The following is a 19,329-nucleotide window of genomic DNA, read 5'->3' on the forward strand; positions in this document are numbered from 1 at the left end:
GGTTAAAAACGTATTTTACTCTCGTTGCAGGTCAACTCCCCGATTTTGGGGAGATCGGCCTGCAACGCGGGGAATTCCGCCGCCTGGTGCTTGCGCTCAGGCCCCGGCGCTGCGCGGAATCACCGTCCAGCCGCCATCCTGGCGGACCAGTTGGCGGTCGCAGTTGAACTCGTCGAGCTGGTGCGTATGGCCCGGCAGCGACTGGATGACGATCTCGCCGGCGGCGCGCAGCGCGGTAATCGCGGCACGCAGGGCGGGATCCGCATCCCACGGCGCGAAAATGGCAAACGCGCGTACTTCCAGCGGCGAAAGCGAGGCAACCTCGCGCAAATCCAGCGAGAAGCCGGTTGCAGGCCGCGCGCGGCCAAAGGCCTCGCCGACCTTGTCGTAGCGGCCACCGCGCGCCACATAGTTGGGCAAGCCAGCCACATAGGCCGTGAACATCACGCCGCTGTGATAGTGATAGCCGCGCAGGTCGGACAGATCGATGTTGACGCTCGCCCCGCTCACCTCGGCGGCCAGCGCGGCGAGTTCATCCAGCGCGCGGCCGATCATCGGGCTCGCCGGCAAGGTCGCGCGGGCGCGCTCGATCACTTCCACGCCGCCGTACAGCGTCGGCAGCGCCAGCAGCGCATCGCGCTCGGCCTGCGGCATGCCTTCGGTCAGCTCGCGCAGCGCCGATACATCCTTGGTTTCCAGGGCCGCGAACAGCGCATCCTCGATCTTGCGGCTGGATGGCAGCCCGTCCAGCAAGGCTTCCAGGATGCCCGCATGGCACAGGTCGAGACGAATCTCGGTCAGGCCGGCAACCTGCAGCGTGGCCAGCATCAGGGCCTGGATCTCGACATCCGCTTCCAGGCCGGCATGGCCGTAGATCTCCGCGCCAACCTGGATCGGCTCGCGGGTTGCGCGAAAGCCTGCCGGGCGGGCGTGCAGCACATTGCCGGCGTAGCACAGCCGGGTCACGCCGGAGCGGTTCAGCAAGTGGGCATCGATGCGGGCTACCTGTGGCGTGATGTCGGCGCGCAGGCCCATGGTGCGCCCGGAGAGCTGGTCGACCAGCTTGAGGGTGCGCAGGTCGAGGTCGTGCCCGGTCCCGGTGAGCAGCGATTCCAGGTATTCCAGCATCGGCGGCATGACCAGCTCGTAGCCGTAGGTGCGGAACAAGTCCAGCATGCGGCGGCGCAATTCTTCGATCTTGCGGGCCTCCGACGGCAGCACGTCGGCGATGTTTTCAGGCAGGAGCCAGTGATTGGACATGGTAAATCTCTTCACTTCACACAGTTGCCGGGCGGCCTTGAGCCACCCGTTGAAATTCGATCCCGCCGCGCGCCGTGCCCGGGGGCGCCGGCCGCAAGCGGGGAGCCAGTCACCTGGCAGGGCGGATGAGACGGCAGCGGCGCCCTTGGATAAGCATCCGCTGCCACCCTTCCAGCCGGACAAAACCCCGGCAAGCCGGGGTTTTGTCGAAACGCCTGGCGGACGGAGCCGCCTAGCTTAGCGACGGCTCGCCGGAGGCGCTGCCGCCGGCGCCGCCGCGCCGCCCGACGACCGCATGTAGCGGAAGAAGTCGGAATTGGGTTCCAGCACCAGCACGTCGCGCTTGTCGCGGAACGTATTGCGGTAAGCCTCCATACTGCGCCAGAACTGCGCGAACTGGGGATCGCGGCCAAAGGATTCGGCGTAGATCTGCGACGCGCGGGCATCGCCCTCGCCCTTGATCTTCTGCGCATCGCGATAGGCCTCGGCCAGCACGACTTCACGCTGACGGTCGGCATCGGCGCGGATCTTCTCGCCTTCGGCCGCGCCGGTGGAGCGCAGCTCGTTGGCCACGCGCTTGCGCTCGGCTTCCATGCGGCGATACACCGACTCGCTGATTGCGGGCAGCAGGTCGACACGCTTGAGGCGCACGTCGATGATCTCGACGCCCACGGACTGCGCGTAGTCGGCCATCGCTGAGCGGATATTCTGCATCACCTTCTCACGCTCGCCGGCCACCAGCTCCGCCACCGTGCGCTTGCCGAATTCCTCGCGGGCGACGGAGTCGATACGCTGGGTCATGCGGTCCTGTGCGCCGCGGATGTTGCCATTGAAGGCCACGAAGAACTTGCGCGGATCGGTGATGCGCCATTTGACGAACCAGTCCACCACCATGCTCTTCTTCTCGGCCGTCAGGAAGCGCTCCGAAGCGGCCACGTCGATGGTCAGCAGGCGGCGATCCATGAAGATCACGTTCTGCAGCGGGGGCGGCAGCTTGAAGTGCAGGCCGGGCTCACGCACCACCTGCTTGATCTCGCCAAAGGCGAACACCACGGCGTACTGCCGCTGGTCCACCACGAACACCATCGAGGAGCCGATCGCCAGCACGATGAAGAGGCCGATTACTACGGAAATCAGTCGGTTCATGTCGGGGCTCCTCAGCGCGAATCGCGGTCACGGTTGCGCAACTGCTCGCGCGACCGGTTATCGCCGTTGGCATCGGGCGCGGGAGACGTGCCGCCGCCCGCTGCAGGGGCCTGCCCGGTGCCGGCAGCCGGCGCGCGGGCATCCACCTGGGATTGCGACATCAGCTTGTCCAGCGGCAGATAGAGGAGATTGTTGCCCTGGCGTGAATCCACCAGCACCTTGGTCGAATTGGTATAGATCTGCTGCATGGTCTCGATATAGATGCGATCGCGCGTCACCTGCGGGGCCTTGGCATACTCGGCCTGCACCTGGCGGAAACGCGAGGCATCGCCTTCGGCCTGGGCGGTTACCCGCGCCTTGTAGGCTTCGGCTTCTTCGTTCAGGCGCGCGGCGGTACCCTTGGCGCGCGGAATCACGTCATTGGCGTAGGCCTGGCCTTCGCTGATGGCTCGTTCACGGTCCTGGCTGGCCTTGTTGACATCGTCAAAGGCGGCCTGCACCTGCTCGGGCGGCTGCACGCTCTGCACGTTGACGGAAATCACGCGGATGCCGGTCTTGTACGCGGTCAGGATCGACTGGATCGACGTGGCCAGGTTCTGGGCAATCTGCTCGCGGTTCTCGTAGAGCACCGCGTCCATCTTGTTGCGCCCGACGATCTCGCGCACCGAGGTCTCGGCAGCCTGGGTCACCAGTTCCTCGTCGCCGCCGCGGTCGGTCTTGTTGTAGAACAGGAATTCGCTCGCGTCCTGGATGTCGTATTGCACCGTGAAGCGGACGTCGATGATGTTCTCGTCCTGCGTCAGCATCGACGCGTCCTTCAGGTTGCTGTCCTTGATCGAGGTGGCACGGCCCACTTCAACCGAGCGCACGCCCGACAGGTTGACGATCTCGGCGGACTGGATCGGGTACGGCAGGCGCCAGTTGATACCCGGGCCCGTGGTGTACTTGAACTTGCCGAACTGGAGGATGACGGCGGTCTGGCCTTCCTGCACCATGAAGAAACCGCTGGCCAGCCAGATGCCGATCGCCGCGATCACCACCACGCCGGCGCCGATCCCCGAGCCCTTGCCCGGCGTGCGCGCACCGCCGCCGAAGCCCTGATTGCCGCCACTGCCGTTCTCCTTGCGGCCGAGCAGGCCGTTCAGGCGACGGTTGAAATCGCGCCAGAGCTCATCGAGATCGGGGGGACCATCCTGGGGCGGACGCTGGTTTTGCTGGCGATTGTTGTCGCGGCTATCCTTGTCCTTGTCTTTGTCTTCGTCATCCGGGCCGCCCCGACCCCAACGTGGATCGTTCAACGACAGGATCGCGCGCAAACGCTGCCAGGCCGTTCGCGACGGTGCATGGCCGCCGTTGCGGCCACCTGCGCGGCTGCCAAAGGCATGGCTCGATTCAGAATTCCGGGGAAACAGGGGCATGAAGTGCACGGGTCCGGGATAGTTGGAACAAGGGGATTCTAACAGTCATCGACGCCACTTTTGCCCATTTGGGGCAATCTGGCTGCGATTTCCGTCGAACTGGCTCACTGCGTGTCGGGTTCTTCCGGATCCACCCGGGTGTCCTCGCCATCGAAATCGCCGAAGGCATCGCCATCGGCGTCGCCGTCCGGGTAGGACTGCGCATCCGCCAGGCGCGGATCCAGCGGGGGCGTTCGGGCGGGCGCTCGGCCAGCCAGCGCGCCACTTCCACCAACGCCTCGCGCAGGGTATCCAGGCCGATGCCGTCGCGCGCGCTGACGAACACGCGGGTCGGCACGCCCTCCTCGTTGCGCTCCACCCGGGGGCCCTGCTCGAGCAGTTCCGGCGATGCGTCGATCTTGTTCATCACCACGATCTGCGGGATGTCGTCGGCATTGATTTCGGCCAGCACGCGGTTGACCTGCTCGACCTGCTCATGGCGCACGGGGCTGGAGGCGTCGACCACGTGCAGCAGCAGGTCCGCATGCACGGTTTCTTCCAGCGTGGCGCGGAATGCGGCCACCAGCTGGGTCGGCAGGTCGCGGATGAAGCCCACGGTATCCGACAGGACCACGTTGCCCACGCCGTCCAGGTACAGCCGGCGCGAAGTGGTATCCAGCGTGGCGAACAGCTGGTCGGCGGCATAGGCGCGCGCCTTGGTCAGGGCGTTGAACAGCGTCGACTTGCCGGCGTTGGTATAGCCGACCAGCGAGATGCTCAGGGTGTCGTTGCGCGCGCGCGCCCGCCGCTGGGTGCTGTGCTGGCGCTGCAGCCGCGTCAGGTCAGCCTTTAGCCGCTTGGCGCGCTCGTCCAGCAGGCGGCGATCCAGCTCGAGCTGGCGCTCCCCCGGGCCGCCGCGCATGCCAATGCCGCCCTTCTGCCTCTCCAGGTGGCTCCAGGCGCGGACCAGCCGCGAGGCCTGGTATTGGACCTGGGCGAGCTCGACCTGCACCTTGCCGACGTGGCTCTGCGCCCGCTGGCCAAAGATGTCCAGGATCAGTCCGGTACGGTCGATGACGTGGCGCTGCAGGAAGCGCTCTAGATTGCGTTGCTGGGCCGGGCTGAGCGAGTGATTGAATACCACCACGTCGGCATCGAGTGCATCGGCGGCCTCCTTCAGTTCCTCCGCCTTGCCGGAACCGATGAACAGCGCCGGGTCCGGACGGGACCTGCGCCCGGTCAGCGTGTGCACCGGCGTGGAGCCCGCGGTCGACGTCAGCAACGCCAGCTCGCTCAGGCTTTCCTGGAAATCATGCTTGCCGAAATCGACACCAACGAGGATGGCGCGGGAAGACTCGGAATTGGAGGTGGCTCTAGATTGCAAACGGGAGGATCGCGAAACGCGAGAAAGGAAAACGGGTTGGAGGCTACTGGGAGGCAGTGGCTGGTGCCGTGAGGCAGGAGCCTTGGCCTGGGAAGACGCTTGAAGCGGGGACGCTGTCCGTGGCGGAATGCACCAGGGCGAAGCATGTCCGTGCCCGTGGCCACTTTGCAGCCAGGCCGGGCTGGTGTTTTTGGTGTCGCGCCGGAGCATCTGGCCCCTGCGCGACACCGGCAACTAGCGGCCGTGTCGCGGTACGACTGGCCTGCCGGAAAACTGCGGTGCTATCCGCGAATGATCAGCCTTCGGCCGTTTCGTCCACGCGGAAATTCACGGCGCGGGCCGGTACGACGGTGGAAATCGCATGCTTGTAGACCATCTGCGTCACGGTGTTGCGCAACAGGACGACGTACTGGTCGAACGACTCGATATTGCCTTGCAGCTTGATGCCATTGACGAGGTAGATTGAAACCGGTACGTGCTCTTTGCGCAGCGCGTTCAGGAACGGGTCTTGTAGCAATTGCCCTTTGTTGCTCATGGCACACTCCAAATTTATAGATTTAGTGATAGATGATGGGGACGGTAATCCCCGATTCAAGTCAAACGGCGCAAACCGCGCCAAAAAAGATCAAAACGGTACCAAGCTAGCATCGCCTCGCAGGGAACCCCTGCTACCGTGAATTTAGCCTCAGTTCCAAACGAACGCAAACGAAACTTGCCCGCCTGGGCTCCCGCTGCCTGACTCAATCCTTCGAGTCCGCATATGGGTTTTTGTTCGTACGAAATTCGATGCGAAGCGGTGTGCCCTTCAGTTTGAAAGCCGAGCGGAAACGGTTTTCGAGATAGCGCCGGTAGGTGTCGGCGATGCCGGAAAGCGAATTGCCGTGCACGATGATAATGGGCGGATTGGAGCCACCCTGGTGCGCGTAGCGCAGCTTGGGCCGGGTCGCGCCGACACGCCGCGGCTGCTGGAACTCGACCGCTTCCTGCAGGATCCGCGTGAGCTGCGGCGTGGGCAGCTTGACCATGGCCGCGGCATACGCGTCATCCACCGAGCGCAGCAGCGCGCTGATGCCCGTGCGCTGCTGCGCGGACACAAAGTGGAAGTTGGCGAAGTCCAGGAACTGCAGCTTGCGCTCCAGATCGTGCTTGATGCGGTCGCGGCTATGGCCGTCGAGGCCGTCCCACTTGTTGACGCCAACCACCAGCGCGCGCCCGGATTCCACGATGAAGCCGGCGATGTGCGCATCCTGCTCCGACACGTCCTGCTGCGCGTCGAGCAGCAGCACCACGACGTTCGCATCGGCGATCGATTGCAGCGTCTTGACCACCGAGAACTTCTCGATGGCCTCGAACACCTTGCCGCGCTTGCGCAGGCCGGCTGTATCGATCAGCGTGTAGGGCTTGCCGCCGCGCTCGAACTCCACGTAGATGGCGTCCCGCGTGGTGCCAGGCATGTCGAACGCAATCACACGCTCTTCGCCGATCAGGGTGTTGACCAGCGTGGACTTGCCCACGTTCGGCCGGCCCACGATGGCGATCTTGACGCCGCGCTGGGCGCCCTCATCTTCCTCGGCGAGTTCCGGGCGCTCTTTCACCGCCAGTTCCAGCGCCTCGTCGACCAGCTCGCGCACGCCGTCGCCGTGGGTCGACGAAATGGCATAGGGGTCGCCCATGCCAAGCTCGTAGAACTCCGACACCACGGTGGTGTACTTCATGCCCTCGGCCTTGTTCACGGCCAGCATGACGCGGCGCCCGGTCTTGCGCAGGTAATCGGCGATCACCCGGTCCTGGGGCGCCAGCCCGAGGCGGCCGTCGACGAGGAAGATCACCACGTCGGCCTCGACCACCGCCTGGCGGGTCTGCTTGGCCATCTCGGCAACGATGCCTTCCTTGGCCACCGGCTCGAAGCCGCCGGTATCGATGGCGATGAACGGACGTTCACCGATGCGGCCTTCGCCATAGTGGCGATCACGCGTGAGCCCGGGCAGATCGGCGACAAGCGCGTCGCGCGAACGGGTCATGCGGTTGAATAGCGTCGACTTGCCCACATTGGGACGGCCGACCAGAGCGATAACTGGTTTCATGCAATAAACGGAAATGGGGGCCGGCAGATGCCGCCCCCAGGAACTCCGGAGTGATATGGGTCCGACGGCCGGGCGTCGCGCGCCTGGCCACTTTTCCTGTCGGGCGGCCGGGTTAGCGTTGCAACCCGACCTCGTTCACCTGCACGACCAGGAGGATCGTGCTACCGGATTGGCGCCGCCCATGCCGACAGGTGCACGAGCAGTCGCCATGATGTTGACCGCCTCAGTCCGGCACGAAGCCGTAGAGGTTGCCGTCGCGCGTCTGCACCACCAGGGACGCACCCGCCACCACCGGCGCAGCGGTAATCTCGCTGCCATCGGTCTTCATGCGGGCCACGAACTGGCCGTCGTCGCGAGAGAGGAAGTGTACATTGCCTTCGAAGTCGCCCATGACAACCGAGCGTCCCAGCGCCAGCGGCGCGCCCAGGCGACGATACAGGAGCTGATCGTTCTTCCAGCGCTCCGTGCCGTTCTGGCGGTCGAAAGCATGCACCACCGAGCGCTCGTCGCTGGCGTACAGCGAGCCGTCATCCTGCGCGGGGCCGGTCGGCGACGAGAATTCCTTGCCCCATTGCGGCTGGCCATTGGCCAGTTCCAGGCAAGCCACGCGGCCCTGGAACGTGGTGGCACAGACCTGGCGCCCGTCGACCATGGGCTGGCCCGTGACGTCGTTGAGCCGCTCGATCTCGGATACGCCCTTGGGATAGGACACCGTGCTTTCCCAGCGCAGCACGCCGTTGCCGGGAGCCAGCACGCCCAGCTTGCCGCCGGGGAAGCCCATCACGATGCCGTCGCCGGCAAACACCATGCCCATCGACGCGCGCAGGTTGAGCGGGGTCTGCGAGCGCTGATAGATCCAGCGGCGCTCGCCGGTCTGCGCGTCCAGGCCAAGCACGCGGGTGTCGGTCGTGCGCACGATCACCAAGCCGTTGCCGACCAGCGGCGCGGAAAGGACCTCGCCATTGACCTGCTTCTTCCAGATCTGCTTGCCGCTGGCGTCAAAGGCGAACACCGCGCCCTTCTCGCCCGCCACCGCCGTGACGCTGCCATCGCTGCCGGGGCCGGAGGTCAGGTCCGTGTCGGTCTTGGCCTCCCACAACGTGCGTCCGGTGCCGCCATCGAACGCCATCACCTTGCCGCCGTTCGAGGAGGCATATACGGTGCTGCCGGACACCGCCGGCTGCAGCGAGTACGGGCCGCTCTTGCCGACGCTGGCCTTCCAGGCCTGGCGCACCGACAGCGTCTGGGTGATCGGCTTGAGTTCGACCGGCGTGCGCTTGTCAGCCTTGCTGAACAGCGAGCAGCCGCCAAGGCTGGCGAGGCTGGCCGCACAAGCGGCGGCCACCACCAGGCCGCGGACGAAATTGCCGTGTTGCTGGTTCTGGGCCGTGCCGGAAAACAATGACTTCATGAGGTTCCGATCCTGATTTAAGTTGAGGCGCAAGGGTGCGGGCATGCGGGGCATGCATGGCATGCGAATCCCGCGAGCCTGTCGGCGAGCCGGGCCAACCGCCTTCAGGCGGTGCCCAGCGCGTCAAGCTTGAACTGAATGATCTGGCGCATGGCGGCATCGTTGGCGCTCAGCTTGTCGAGCGCCTTCTGGTACGCCGAGCGGGCTTCCGCGCGCTTGTCCTGGGCAGCCAGCAGATCGCCGCGGCGGTCCGCATACAGCGCCACGAATGGTGCCGGCGGCTCGTCCTTGAGCAGTGCCAGGCCCTGGTCGTAGGCCTTCTCGTCAAGCAGCACGCCAGCCAGGCGCACGCGCGCGAGGTGAGCATACTCGCCATCGCCATGGTCGATCGCCCATTGCAGCTGGGCCTTCGTGGCGGCCAGGTCGCCTGCATCGTACAGCACCTTGGCCGACACCAGCGCGGTCATGGGGCCATAGGCGGTCTTGCCGAATTTTTCCTCGAGGTCGCCGGCAGCGCGCTTGACCCGCTCGACATCGCCGCTCTCGGCGGCCTTGACGACCTGCTCGTACAGCAGCGCCGCTTCTCCGGCCTGCTCGCGTTGCCAGTAGTTCCAGCCACTCCAGGCAGCGAAAGCCAGCAAGCCGGCGATCAGGGCCCAGGTCACGGTATTGCCGTACTGGCGCCACCAGGCCTTGAGGCTCTCAAGCTGTTCCTGTTCTTCTAGATCGTAAGCCATGTCGAGGGATCCACCCGCGTTTGTTTGTATGAAGGACCGCGCTCGCGCGGCCCCTGGTTCCGATGCTGCCTGCTTACCTGCCTGCTTACCTGCCCGCTTATTCGCTGGCGCCAACCATGGCGTCGATGATGTGGTCGACCAGCTTCTCAGCCGCCACCGTCACCTGCGCGCCATCGCCTTCGGCCTGGGCGCCCTGGCGCAGGTCCTTGACCTGTGCCGTGCCCGCCACTACCTCATCCTCGCCAATGATAACGGCATAGGCCGCACCGCTACCGTCGGCGCGCTTCATCTGCGACTTGAAGCTGCCGCTCTTGCCGTCGGGCGTGGCATGCAGCAGCACGTCGAGGCCGGCATCGCGCAGGCGCTCGGCGATGATCATGGCCTGCTGGCCAGCCGCTTCGCCCTGGTGGACGAGGTACACATCGGCGCCTTCCGCCTGCGGCACGAGCTTTTCCTCGCGCAGCAGTTCGATGATGCGCTCGATGCCCATCGCCCAGCCGCAAGCCGGTGCCGCCCTGCCGCCCATCTGCGCGATCAGCGGATCGTAGCGGCCGCCGCCGGCGATGGTGCCCTGCGCGCCGAGCTTGTCGGTGATCCACTCGAACACGGTCAGGTTGTAGTAGTCCAGCCCGCGCACCAGGCGCGGATTGATCTTGAACGGGATGTTGTTGGCCTTGAGCAGGCGCTGCACGCCGTCGAAGTGGCCCAGCGATTCCTCGCCCAGGAAATCGATCAGCTTGGGTGCATTGCTTGCCATTTCCTGCAGCGCCGGATTCTTGGTATCCAGCACGCGCAGCGGGTTGGTGTACAGGCGGCGCTTGCTGTCTTCGTCAAGAATGTCCTGGAAGCCTTCCAGGTACTTGATCAGTTCTTCGCGGTGCGCGGCGCGCTCATGCGCCTGGCCCAGCGAATTGAGCTCGAGGCGCACGCCGACCAGGCCCAGGTCATCCCACAGGCGCTGGCACATCATGATGATCTCGGCGTCCACGTCTGGACCGGCAAAGCCGAGGGCCTCGGCGCCAAGCTGGTGGAACTGGCGATAACGCCCGCGCTGGGGACGCTCGTGGCGGAACATCGGGCCGGTGTACCACAGGCGCTTGGGGCCGTCGTACAGCAGGTTGTGCTCGATGGTGGCGCGCACCGCGGCCGCCGTGCCCTCGGGGCGCAGCGTCAGTTGCTCGCCGTTGAGCGCATCGGTGAAGGAATACATTTCCTTCTCGACGATGTCGGTGACCTCGCCGATGCCGCGCACGAACAGCTGCGTGTGCTCAACGATGGGCGTGCGCAGCTGCTGGTAGCCATAGGCGCGCAGCATCGCGCGCGCGGCGTTCTCGAAATGCTCCCACAGCGGCGCGTCGGCGGGCAGCATGTCGTTCATGCCCTTGACGCCCTGCAGTGCCTTGGGCAACTTGATCTTGCTGTCGGCCTTGCTATTGTCGGCCTTGGCGCCGTCGCTGGCGACCACCGGATTCACGGGTTGATTCATCTTTTCTTGTCTTTCCCTGCAGCGCCTGGCCCTGTCGGCTCAGGCTGCCACCTCATTGCTGGCGCTCCCGGCCTTGTTGCCGTAATGGGTGCGCACATAGTCATCGACGATCGCCTGGAATTCCTCGGCGATGCGATCGCCGCGCAGCGTCTTGACCTTGACGCCGTCGACAAACACCGGCGCCGCCGGCGATTCGCCCGAGCCCGGCAGCGAGATGCCGATATTGGCATGCTTGCTTTCGCCCGGCCCGTTCACGATGCAGCCCATCACGGCCACATCCATTTCTTCCACGCCAGGGTAGGCGGTCTTCCAGGTCGGCATCTGCTCGCGCAGGTAGCTCTGGATGCTGGATGCCAGTTCCTGGAAGGTGGTGCTGGTGGTACGGCCGCAGCCCGGGCAAGCAATCACCATCGGGGTGAAGTTGCGCAGGCCCATGGTCTGCAGGATCTCCTGCCCCACATAGACTTCCTTCTCGCGCGCGGCGCCGGGTTCCGGCGTCAGCGAGATGCGGATCGTGTCGCCGATGCCTTCCTGCAGCAGCACGGACAGTGCCGCGGTGGAGGCCACGATGCCCTTGCTGCCCATGCCTGCCTCGGTCAGCCCGAGGTGCAATGCGTAGTCGCAGCGCTTGGTCAGCTCGCGGTACACCGCGATCAGTTCCTGCACCTGCGAGACCTTGCACGACAGGATGATCTGGTCGCCCGAGAGCCCGATTTCCTCGGCCTTCTTCGCCGACTCGATGGCCGAGGTGATCAGCGCCTCAACCATCACGTTCTGCGCCGGCCACGGCTCGGCGCGCAGGGCGTTTTCGTCCATGATGCGTGCCAGCAGCGACTGGTCCAGGCTGCCCCAGTTCACGCCGATGCGAACCGGCTTGTCGTAGCGGCAGGCCATCTCGATCATCTGCGCGAATTGCGTGTCGCGCTTGGCCCCCTGCCCGACATTGCCAGGGTTGATGCGGTACTTCGACAGCGCCTGGGCGCAGTCGGGATAATCGTGCAGCAGCTTGTGGCCGTTGTAGTGGAAGTCGCCCACCAGCGGCACGTTCACGCCCATGCGGTCCAGTTGCTCGCGCAGGGCGGGCACCGCCGCCGCGGCTTCCGGCGTGTTGACCGTGATGCGCACGATCTCGGAACCGGCACGCGCCAGCTCCTTGACCTGGATCGCGGTGCCGATGGCGTCCACCGTATCGGTATTCGTCATCGACTGCACGCGCACGGGGGCGTCGCCACCGATCGTGACCACGTTGTCGCCCCACACCACGCGCGCCTGGCGCGTTTTGCGGCGGGGCATCGGGCCGGGCAGTACCGGCATACAAGCCTGTTGGTTCATAGCATTACCACCTTGCAATGCGGCGTTGCGCATGGCTGGAGAAACGATGTTCAGGGCAGCGTCAGGCGCGCCACATTATTGCGGTTGGCCGCCTGCAGGTCGACCGGCGTGCCGCTGCGCGTCAGCGACTCGACGCCCTTGACGTTGCCGATCACGATTTTGTACGGCGGCGTACCGCCGCCACTGAGATCCTGGCCGGCGCGCGCGGTACCGCCGAGCACAACCTTGCCGCTACGGTCGCGGATCTCATACCAGGTGTCCGAGGCGAAACGGATGCGCAGCTCGCCCGCGCCAGCTGCTGCTGCGGGCGCAGGCACTGCCGCCGAAGCGGCTACCGCGGGCACGGCGGCTGGAGCCGGCGCTGCCGAAGGTGCAGGTGCCGCCGAAGGTGCCGGCGCCACCGCCACCGGGCCGCTGGCAGGCAGCGACTCGGACGGCGCGGGGGCGTCGGACGCGGCCATCACGGGCGGCAGCGCGGCCGTGACGGTTCCGGGCTCGCTGCCTTGCACCGTGGCTTGCGCCGCCGGGGGCGCCGTGAGGGTTTCCTTGCGCGCCTCGATCCATTGCTTGAAGTGGTCCAGCCCGAACAGCACCCCGCCGCCGATGACGGCGACCACCAGGGCCAGCCAGATCCACCGGCCGCCCGAGCCACCGGAGCCAAAGCGGTTACGGTCGTCGAAACTCTCGTTCAAGCCGCCTTCGCGGCGCATGCCGATCTCCACCACCGGCACGGCCTGCGCGTGGAAACGCGCCAGCAAGGCATCGATGTCGATCTGGAGCATGCGCGCGTAGGCCCGCATCACTCCTTTGGCAAAGGTCACGTCTGGCAGCGCCGCGACGTCGCCCTGCTCGATGGCGGCCAGCTTGTGCGAGGCGACCTTCAGCCGCGCGCTGACATCTTCCAGCGAGAAACGCTGATCCTTGCGCGCTTGCGCCAGGCGTTCGCCAATCTCGCGCGCCACCGCCTCGCGCCCGGCATCCGCGGGGGTACCCCCGCATGACCCGTCGCTGCAGTCTGGCCTTCGGCGCGCTCGTGCTCACTCATCCCATGCTCCTTGTTCGTATGCGGTCAACTCACGCGAATCGGGGAAACGGCTGCGCAACTGTGCCACCAGGGCATTCTGCGCGGCTACGTCACCCTGACGGCGGGCAATGCGCGCACCCAGCCAGAGGGATTGCGCGCTGACGAAATTGCTGCTGTTGATGCGGCCGACATACTGCTGGGCCCGCTGGTAGTCCCCGCGCTGGTAATACAGCAGCGCCAGGTTGTTGTTGGCTACCGGGTTGTTGCGATCGAAGCGCAGCGCGCCAAACAAGCTCTTCTCGGCTGCCTCGCTGTTGCCATTGCGCAGCTGGCAGGCGCCAAGGCTGGTCAGCGCCTTGCCGGGCCCGCTTGCCGAAGGCGCGTTGACCGCGCGCTCCAGGTAAGGCACGGCCTCGGCATAGCGCCCGTTCACGCACAGGAACCAGCCGTAGTTGTTCAGCACGTCGCCATCGTCGGCACGCATGGCCAGCGCGCTACGGAAGCTCTCTTCAGCCAGCGCGCGCTCGTTCATGTTCATGTAGACCAGCGCGCGGATATGGTACGCGTCGACCAGCGTCGGGTCGATCGCGATGGCTTGCTTGGCCTCGTCCAGCGCGACGTTGTACTGCCCGGCTTCAAGGTAGCTGGTAGCCAGTTGGAGGCGGATAGTGGCACGCCGGCTCAGCTCGGTCTGGTCGGACGCGGTCTGCAATTCGGGCTTGACCGGCGGCGGCAGCTGGCACGCGGCCAGCAGCACCAGCCCCATCAGGACCGCGACTATCAGACGGGTCATGCAGGCCGGGCCTCTTGCGGCTGGCCGGCCGCGGGCGCCGCCACGATCGGCGTGATCTTGCCGAACTTGCCACGCTGGGCCAGGCGGGTACGGTCCTTGACCTCGCCCGCGAGCTGGCCGCAGGCCGCGTCGATATCGTCGCCGCGCGTCTTGCGGATGGTGGTGACGATGCCGGCGTCCATCAGGACCTGGGCGAAGCGGCGGATCTGCTCGTTGTTCGAGCGCTTGAGCCCCGATTCAGGGAAGGGGTTGAACGGGATCAGGTTGAACTTGCAAGGCACGTCGGCCACAAGCTTCAGCAGTTCCCGGGCATGCTCGACGCCGTCATTGACGCCATCCAGCATGCAGTATTCGAAGGTGATGAAATCGCGCGGGGCAAATTCCAGGTAGCGGCGGCAAGCCGCCATCAGCTCGGCGAGCGGGTACTTCTTGTTGAGCGGCACCAGCATGTCGCGCAACGGATCGTTGGACGCGTGCAGCGATACCGCCAGCGCCACGGGCAAATCCTTGGCCAGTCGGTCCATCATCGGCACCACGCCGGAGGTGGACAGCGTCACGCGCCGGCGCGACAGCCCGTAGGCATGGTCGTCCAGCATCAGGCGCATGGCCGGCACAACCTGGTCATAGTTGAGCAGCGGCTCGCCCATGCCCATCATCACCACGTTGGAGATGACGCGGTCGTCCTTGGCGCCACGGCCCAGTTGGGCACGCATGGCAAACTCGGCCATCCACAACTGGCCGATGATCTCGCCAGTAGTCAGGTTGCGCGAGAAGCCTTGCTTGCCGGTCGAGCAGAACCGGCAATTGACGGCGCACCCCGCCTGCGAAGACACGCACAGCGTGCCGCGCGTCTCCTCGGGGATGTACACCGTCTCCACCGCATCGCCGGCGCCAACGTCCAGCAGCCACTTGCGCGTGCCGTCGGCCGACAGGTTGTCGGTGATGACGGCAGGCGAGCGGATCTCGGCGCGCGTGGCGAGCTTTTCGCGCAGCGACTTGGCGAGATCCGACATGGCATCGAAACGGCTGGCGCCGAACTGGTGAATCCAGCGCTGCAACTGCCGCGCACGAAACGGCTTCTCGCCGAGCTCTCCGCAATAGGCGGTAAGCGCGTCCGCATCCAGGTCGAGCAGGTTGACGAGAGTGTTCATGACGGCAGTATCAACTTCAATAGCAGTCTAGTCTTGTGGAATAGACCAGACAATCAGCGGCTGTAAACGTTCATGCCGGGGAAGAAGAAAGCGATTTCGACGGCAGCGGTTTCTGCTGCGTCCGAGCCGTGAACAGCGTTGGCGTCGATGCTGTCAGCGAAGTCCGCACGGATCGTGCCGGCTTCAGCCTTCTTCGGGTCGGTTGCGCCCATCAGGTCGCGGTGCTTGGCAATGGCGTTTTCGCCTTCCAGGGCCTGGATGATGACCGGGCCGGAAACCATGAAGTCCACCAGGTCCTTGAAGAACGGGCGGGCAGCGTGCACTGCGTAGAATTGCTCGGCTTCGCCGCGCGACAGGTGAACCATCTTGGCAGCCACGATCTTCAGGCCGGCGGCCTCGAAACGAGCGTAAATCTGGCCGATGACATTCTTTGCCACGGCATCCGGCTTGATAATCGACAGGGTGCGTTCGATCGCCATAAAAACTCCAAAAAATGAAGGGGTTACAATTCAAGTAAACGTGCAATTCTAGCACGAGACGGTTATGGTTTCGAGAAGGCCCATGACCGCTGGTTCCCCGGAGCCAGCCAAGGCACAACACGCACCGAAAAGAGTCCAAAGAAGCACTTTAGATAGCGGGCCATGTGCAGGGAACGCATGAGGCCGGTTGCGATCAAATCATCACCGTCAGCGCGGGTTTTGCGAAAAAAGTGGCCGACCCAACCCTTGCAATTCCCTTACTGCGATGCCACATTGGCGTTGTGCCCGCCTGGGTTACCCCGGCGCCTCACCGTTTTGAGACAGGAGTCACCATGGATAACAAGCTGAACACATACAGTTTCGGCAGCGGCACCGCGACGAGCGACGTCGTGGTGCGCAATCGGGTCATGCGCAACACCTACTGGTTGCTTGCGATTTCGATGATTCCCACCGTCATCGGTGCGTGGATCGGCGTCACCACGGGCTTCAGCCTGATGAAAGGCAGCCCCGGCCTGTCGATGATCCTGTTCCTGGGCATCGCGTTCGGCTTCTTCTATGCCATCGAGAAGACCAAGAACAGCAGCATGGGCGTGGTCCTGCTGCTGGCCTTCACCTTCTTCATGGGCCTGATGCTGTCGCGCCTGATCGGGTCGGTGCTGCAGTTCTCCAATGGTCCGGCACTGATCATGTATGCCTTTGGCGGCACAGCGGCGGTGTTCGGCGCCATGGCCACCATCGCTACCGTCAGCAAGCGCGACTTCTCCGGACTGAGCAAATTCCTGTTCGTCGGCGTGATCCTGCTGATCCTGGCCAGCGTCGCCAACATCTGGCTGCAACTGCCGTCGCTGATGATCACGGTTTCGGTGATCGCCATCGGCATCTTCTCCGCCTACATCCTGTTTGACGTGCAGCGCGTGCTGAACGGCGGCGAGACCAACTACATCACGGCAACGCTGGCGATCTACCTGGACGTGTACAACGTCTTCGCCAACCTGCTGGCGCTGCTGGGTATCTTCGGCGGCAACCGCGACTAAGGCGGGCGGCCCGGCCGCCCTGCTCCAGACTAAAAAGGCCAGCGCATCCGTGCTGGCCTTTTTCATTGCCGCGACCGCTTGGCCGCGCCAACCCTGCGCCGCTCAGCCGCGGTCGAACACCGCGATCGATTCCACGTGCGAGGTGTGCGGGAACATGTTGACCACGCCCGCGCCGGACAGGCGGTAGCCGGCCTCGTGCACCAGCAGGCCGGCATCGCGCGCCAGCGTGGCCGGGTTGCACGAGACATAGACGATGCGCTTGGGCAACATGTCGCTGCCGGCCTGGGCCAGCTCGCCCAGCGCCTTGCTGACCGCCAGCGCGCCTTCGCGCGGCGGGTCGATCAGCCAGCGGTCGAAACGGCCCAGCGCGGCGATGTCCTCGGAGCCCACCTCGAAGAGGTTGCGGCAGGCGAACTCGGTCTTGTGGTCCAGCCCGTTGATGGCCGCATTGGCCAGTGCCCGGGTGGTCAGGACCTCGCTGCCTTCGATGCCCATCACCGAGCGGCCGCGCGTGGCCAGCGGCAGCGTGAAATTGCCGATGCCGCAGAACAGGTCGAGCAGCCGGTCATCCGGCTGCGCGTCCAGCAGGCGAAGCGCGCGGCCGATCAACGCGCGGTTGATCTGGTGGTTGACCTGGGTAAAGTCGGTCGGCTTGAACGGCATGCGGATGTTGAATTCCGGCAGCGTGTAGGCCAGCTCGCGGTCCAGCGGGTAGAACGGCACCACCGTGTCCGGGCCCTTGGGCTGGAGCCAGAACTGCACGCCGTGCTGGTCGGCGAAGGCACGCAGCAGCGCCTCGTCGGCTTCGGTCAGCGGCATGAGGATGCGCAGCACCAGCACGGTCACATCCTGCCCCACCGCCAGCTCGACCTGCGGCAGGCGGTCGCGGATCGACAAACCCGTGATCAGCCCCCGCAGCGGCACCAGCAGGGCCGATACATGCGGCGGCAGCACTTTGCAGCTCGCCATTTCGGCCACATAGCTGCTCTTTCGCTCATGGAAGCCGACCAGCGCCAAGCCCTTCTTCGCCACGTAGCGCACCGTCAGCCGCGCCCGGTAGCGATAACCCCAATCCGGGCCGGCGATCGGGCGGAACACCACGTCCGGGCGCAGCTTCGAAAGGTGCCAGAGATCGTCCTCCAGCACGCGTTGCTTGATAGCCACTTGCGCGCGCGCATCCAGGTGCTGCATCGAACAACCGCCACATACGCCAAAGTACTCGCAGCCCGGCTTCACGCGCATCGACGAGGCTTTCTTGATCGCGCCCAGGTTTGCCTGCTCGAAACTGGCCTTGCGCTTGAAGCTGTTGTAGCTGACGGTCTCGCCCGGCAGCGCGCCCTCGACGAAAATCACCTTGCCTGGGCTGCCGTCCTCATTGACCAGCCGGCCAACGCCGCGCGCCTCCATGTCGAGGCTGTGGATCTGCACGACGGGCAGTTGCACGGGCGCAGGCTTGACCGGCGCGGGCACGGCCGGAGAGACGGAAGCGCCACCTTCCGGCGCAGAATGGGCTTGCGAAAGAGTCACGGCTTGAGACACCTGGGGAACCTGACGTATTGTTTTGTGAGAGCGCGATTGTAGTCCAGACGCACAGCCGGGCGGCCCTACGGCGGGCCCGGCGGCACGAAGACCGGGACAAGCGCGCCAGATAAGCGCAACATGGGTGCAGCACGCGCGTGGCACTATGGGCACAGAACACCGGCACCACGCGCCGCGGCAACCGAGCAGGGGGCGACATGGAACTGATTTCCTGGAATATCCAGTGGGGTCGTGGCGCCGACGGGCGCGTCGACCTGGCACGCACCGTCAGGACGCTGCACGCGATCGCCGATGCCGACGTGCTATGCCTGCAGGAGGTGACGCGCGGCTACTCCGACCTCGCAGGCGAGCCTGGCCCCGACCAAGTGGCCGAGCTGGCGGCGCTGTTGCCCGGCTACCGGATCCTCTATGCCCCAGCGGTGGACCGTTTCGCCGCCAACGGCGCGCCGCGCCAGTTCGGTAACCTCATCGCCACCCGCCTGCCCTTGTTCGAAGTATTCCGCCACGCCCTGCCCTGGCCGACCGATCCGACCGTCCCGTCGATGCCTCGCGTGGCGCTGGAAGCGACGGTGCTGACGGGAGACCGGCGCCTGCGCGTGATCTGCACCCATCTGGAGTATTACTCGACACATCAGCGCGCGGCCCAGACCGACGCGTTGCGCGCCTGGCACCGTGAGGCCTGCGAGCACGCCAGCCAGCCCGGCCTGCGCGAGACCGGCCCCGGCCCGTTCACGCCCGAAGCCCGGCCCGCTTCCGCCGTGCTGTGCGGTGATTTCAACGGCGCACCGGACGATATCGCTTACCTGCGCATGCTGGCGCCATACGACGGCTGCCACGAAACCGGCATCATCGGCTGGCACGACGCCTGGACGCATACCCACCCCGGCAAGCCCCATGCACCAACTTGCGGCTTGTATGACAAGGACCAATGGCCGCAGGCACCGTTTGCCTGCGACTTCGCCTTCCTGACGGAAGACCTGCTGTCGCGCGTGCTGTGCTGCGAGGTGGATGGCGAAACGCGGGCATCCGACCACCAGCCGATCTATCTGTCGCTGGCGGACGAATGAGGGCC

General features: G+C 65.4%; 15 protein-coding genes and 2 pseudogenes. 2 read left to right on the forward strand and 15 right to left on the reverse strand.

Annotated elements, in window-relative coordinates:
* Nucleotides 1-96: 96 nt before the first annotated feature.
* From OMK73_RS19795 to ndk, 14 genes and pseudogenes are all read right to left on the reverse strand, one after another.
* Nucleotides 97-1,260, reverse strand: coding sequence for an ATP phosphoribosyltransferase regulatory subunit (locus tag OMK73_RS19795; protein WP_267603614.1), 1,164 nt, complete (start codon nt 1,258-1,260; stop codon nt 97-99).
* A 237-nt stretch (nt 1,261-1,497) separates the two neighbouring features.
* Nucleotides 1,498-2,406 carry a protease modulator HflC gene (gene hflC, locus OMK73_RS19800; protein WP_267603615.1) on the reverse strand — a complete coding sequence of 303 codons (909 nt, stop codon included), beginning with the start codon at nt 2,404-2,406 and terminating at the stop codon, nt 1,498-1,500.
* Between the two features lie 11 nt (nt 2,407-2,417).
* On the reverse strand, nt 2,418-3,824 hold the full coding sequence (gene hflK, locus OMK73_RS19805; protein WP_267603617.1) for an FtsH protease activity modulator HflK: 1,407 nt from the start codon (nt 3,822-3,824) through the stop codon (nt 2,418-2,420).
* A 104-nt stretch (nt 3,825-3,928) separates the two neighbouring features.
* A pseudogene (hflX, locus tag OMK73_RS19810) lies at nt 3,929-5,187 on the reverse strand (GTPase HflX).
* 295 nt (nt 5,188-5,482) lie between these two features.
* Nucleotides 5,483-5,722 (reverse strand): RNA chaperone Hfq, encoded by a 240-nt coding sequence (hfq, locus tag OMK73_RS19815; RefSeq protein ID WP_006157757.1) that lies wholly within the window; start codon nt 5,720-5,722, stop codon nt 5,483-5,485.
* 205 nt (nt 5,723-5,927) lie between these two features.
* Nucleotides 5,928-7,271: a ribosome biogenesis GTPase Der gene (gene der, locus OMK73_RS19820; protein WP_043347450.1), complete on the reverse strand. Its 1,344-nt coding sequence runs from the start codon at nt 7,269-7,271 to the stop codon at nt 5,928-5,930.
* A gap of 223 nt (nt 7,272-7,494) precedes the next feature.
* Nucleotides 7,495-8,682, reverse strand: coding sequence for an outer membrane protein assembly factor BamB (gene bamB / locus OMK73_RS19825; protein WP_267603621.1), 1,188 nt, complete (start codon nt 8,680-8,682; stop codon nt 7,495-7,497).
* A 104-nt stretch (nt 8,683-8,786) separates the two neighbouring features.
* Entirely contained in the window at nt 8,787-9,419 is a 633-nt protein-coding gene (locus tag OMK73_RS19830) for a YfgM family protein (RefSeq protein WP_267603622.1), read from the reverse strand.
* A gap of 97 nt (nt 9,420-9,516) precedes the next feature.
* Nucleotides 9,517-10,797 carry a histidine--tRNA ligase gene (gene hisS / locus OMK73_RS19835; RefSeq protein ID WP_420715662.1) on the reverse strand — a complete coding sequence of 427 codons (1,281 nt, stop codon included), beginning with the start codon at nt 10,795-10,797 and terminating at the stop codon, nt 9,517-9,519.
* 147 nt (nt 10,798-10,944) lie between these two features.
* A complete protein-coding gene (gene ispG, locus OMK73_RS19840) occupies nt 10,945-12,237 on the reverse strand; it encodes a flavodoxin-dependent (E)-4-hydroxy-3-methylbut-2-enyl-diphosphate synthase (protein ID WP_267603625.1) in 1,293 nt (430 codons plus the stop codon).
* A 50-nt stretch (nt 12,238-12,287) separates the two neighbouring features.
* Nucleotides 12,288-13,282, reverse strand: a pseudogene (locus OMK73_RS19845) (helix-turn-helix domain-containing protein).
* Nucleotides 13,275-14,054, reverse strand: coding sequence for a type IV pilus biogenesis/stability protein PilW (gene pilW / locus OMK73_RS19850; RefSeq protein ID WP_267603626.1), 780 nt, complete (start codon nt 14,052-14,054; stop codon nt 13,275-13,277). Before pilW ends, OMK73_RS19845 begins: the two are co-directional and overlap by 8 nt.
* Nucleotides 14,051-15,205, reverse strand: coding sequence for a 23S rRNA (adenine(2503)-C(2))-methyltransferase RlmN (rlmN, locus tag OMK73_RS19855; protein WP_267603628.1), 1,155 nt, complete (start codon nt 15,203-15,205; stop codon nt 14,051-14,053). The genes pilW and rlmN overlap by 4 nt, the downstream gene beginning before the upstream one ends.
* A 53-nt stretch (nt 15,206-15,258) precedes the next feature.
* Nucleotides 15,259-15,684, reverse strand: coding sequence for a nucleoside-diphosphate kinase (gene ndk / locus OMK73_RS19860; RefSeq protein ID WP_006157747.1), 426 nt, complete (start codon nt 15,682-15,684; stop codon nt 15,259-15,261).
* A 332-nt stretch (nt 15,685-16,016) separates the two neighbouring features.
* On the opposite strand from ndk, the gene OMK73_RS19865 reads away from it, so the two are divergent.
* A complete protein-coding gene (locus tag OMK73_RS19865; RefSeq protein ID WP_006157746.1) occupies nt 16,017-16,718 on the forward strand; it encodes a Bax inhibitor-1/YccA family protein in 702 nt (233 codons plus the stop codon).
* A gap of 102 nt (nt 16,719-16,820) precedes the next feature.
* Here the strand turns inward: OMK73_RS19865 and rlmD are convergent, their stop codons facing one another.
* Nucleotides 16,821-18,125: a 23S rRNA (uracil(1939)-C(5))-methyltransferase RlmD gene (gene rlmD / locus OMK73_RS19870; RefSeq protein WP_420715663.1), complete on the reverse strand. Its 1,305-nt coding sequence runs from the start codon at nt 18,123-18,125 to the stop codon at nt 16,821-16,823.
* A gap of 329 nt (nt 18,126-18,454) precedes the next feature.
* On the opposite strand from rlmD, the gene OMK73_RS19875 reads away from it, so the two are divergent.
* Nucleotides 18,455-19,324: an endonuclease/exonuclease/phosphatase family protein gene (locus OMK73_RS19875; protein WP_267603631.1), complete on the forward strand. Its 870-nt coding sequence runs from the start codon at nt 18,455-18,457 to the stop codon at nt 19,322-19,324.
* The last annotated feature ends 5 nt before the right edge of the window (nt 19,325-19,329 follow it).

Source organism: Cupriavidus sp. D39, assembly GCF_026627925.1.
GTDB classification, from domain to species: Bacteria; Pseudomonadota; Gammaproteobacteria; order Burkholderiales; family Burkholderiaceae; genus Cupriavidus; species Cupriavidus ulmosensis.

Excerpts from the sequence above, each read along its gene's own strand:
- der (WP_043347450.1), bottom strand. The coding sequence starts at position 7,271 with ATGAAACCAGTTATCGCTCTGGTCGGCCGTCCCAATGTGGGCAAGTCG.
- bamB (WP_267603621.1), bottom strand. The coding sequence starts at position 8,682 with ATGAAGTCATTGTTTTCCGGCACGGCCCAGAACCAGCAACACGGCAAT.
- OMK73_RS19875 (WP_267603631.1), top strand. The coding sequence starts at position 18,455 with ATGGAACTGATTTCCTGGAATATCCAGTGGGGTCGTGGCGCCGACGGG.
- pilW (WP_267603626.1), bottom strand. The coding sequence starts at position 14,054 with ATGACCCGTCTGATAGTCGCGGTCCTGATGGGGCTGGTGCTGCTGGCC.
- hfq (WP_006157757.1), bottom strand. The coding sequence starts at position 5,722 with ATGAGCAACAAAGGGCAATTGCTACAAGACCCGTTCCTGAACGCGCTG.
- hflC (WP_267603615.1), bottom strand. The coding sequence starts at position 2,406 with ATGAACCGACTGATTTCCGTAGTAATCGGCCTCTTCATCGTGCTGGCG.
- ndk (WP_006157747.1), bottom strand. The coding sequence starts at position 15,684 with ATGGCGATCGAACGCACCCTGTCGATTATCAAGCCGGATGCCGTGGCA.
- ispG (WP_267603625.1), bottom strand. The coding sequence starts at position 12,237 with ATGAACCAACAGGCTTGTATGCCGGTACTGCCCGGCCCGATGCCCCGC.
- rlmN (WP_267603628.1), bottom strand. The coding sequence starts at position 15,205 with ATGAACACTCTCGTCAACCTGCTCGACCTGGATGCGGACGCGCTTACC.
- OMK73_RS19830 (WP_267603622.1), bottom strand. The coding sequence starts at position 9,419 with ATGGCTTACGATCTAGAAGAACAGGAACAGCTTGAGAGCCTCAAGGCC.
- hflK (WP_267603617.1), bottom strand. The coding sequence starts at position 3,824 with ATGCCCCTGTTTCCCCGGAATTCTGAATCGAGCCATGCCTTTGGCAGC.
- rlmD (WP_420715663.1), bottom strand. The coding sequence starts at position 18,125 with ATGGAGGCGCGCGGCGTTGGCCGGCTGGTCAATGAGGACGGCAGCCCA.
- OMK73_RS19865 (WP_006157746.1), top strand. The coding sequence starts at position 16,017 with ATGGATAACAAGCTGAACACATACAGTTTCGGCAGCGGCACCGCGACG.
- hisS (WP_420715662.1), bottom strand. The coding sequence starts at position 10,797 with ATGAACGACATGCTGCCCGCCGACGCGCCGCTGTGGGAGCATTTCGAG.
- OMK73_RS19795 (WP_267603614.1), bottom strand. The coding sequence starts at position 1,260 with ATGTCCAATCACTGGCTCCTGCCTGAAAACATCGCCGACGTGCTGCCG.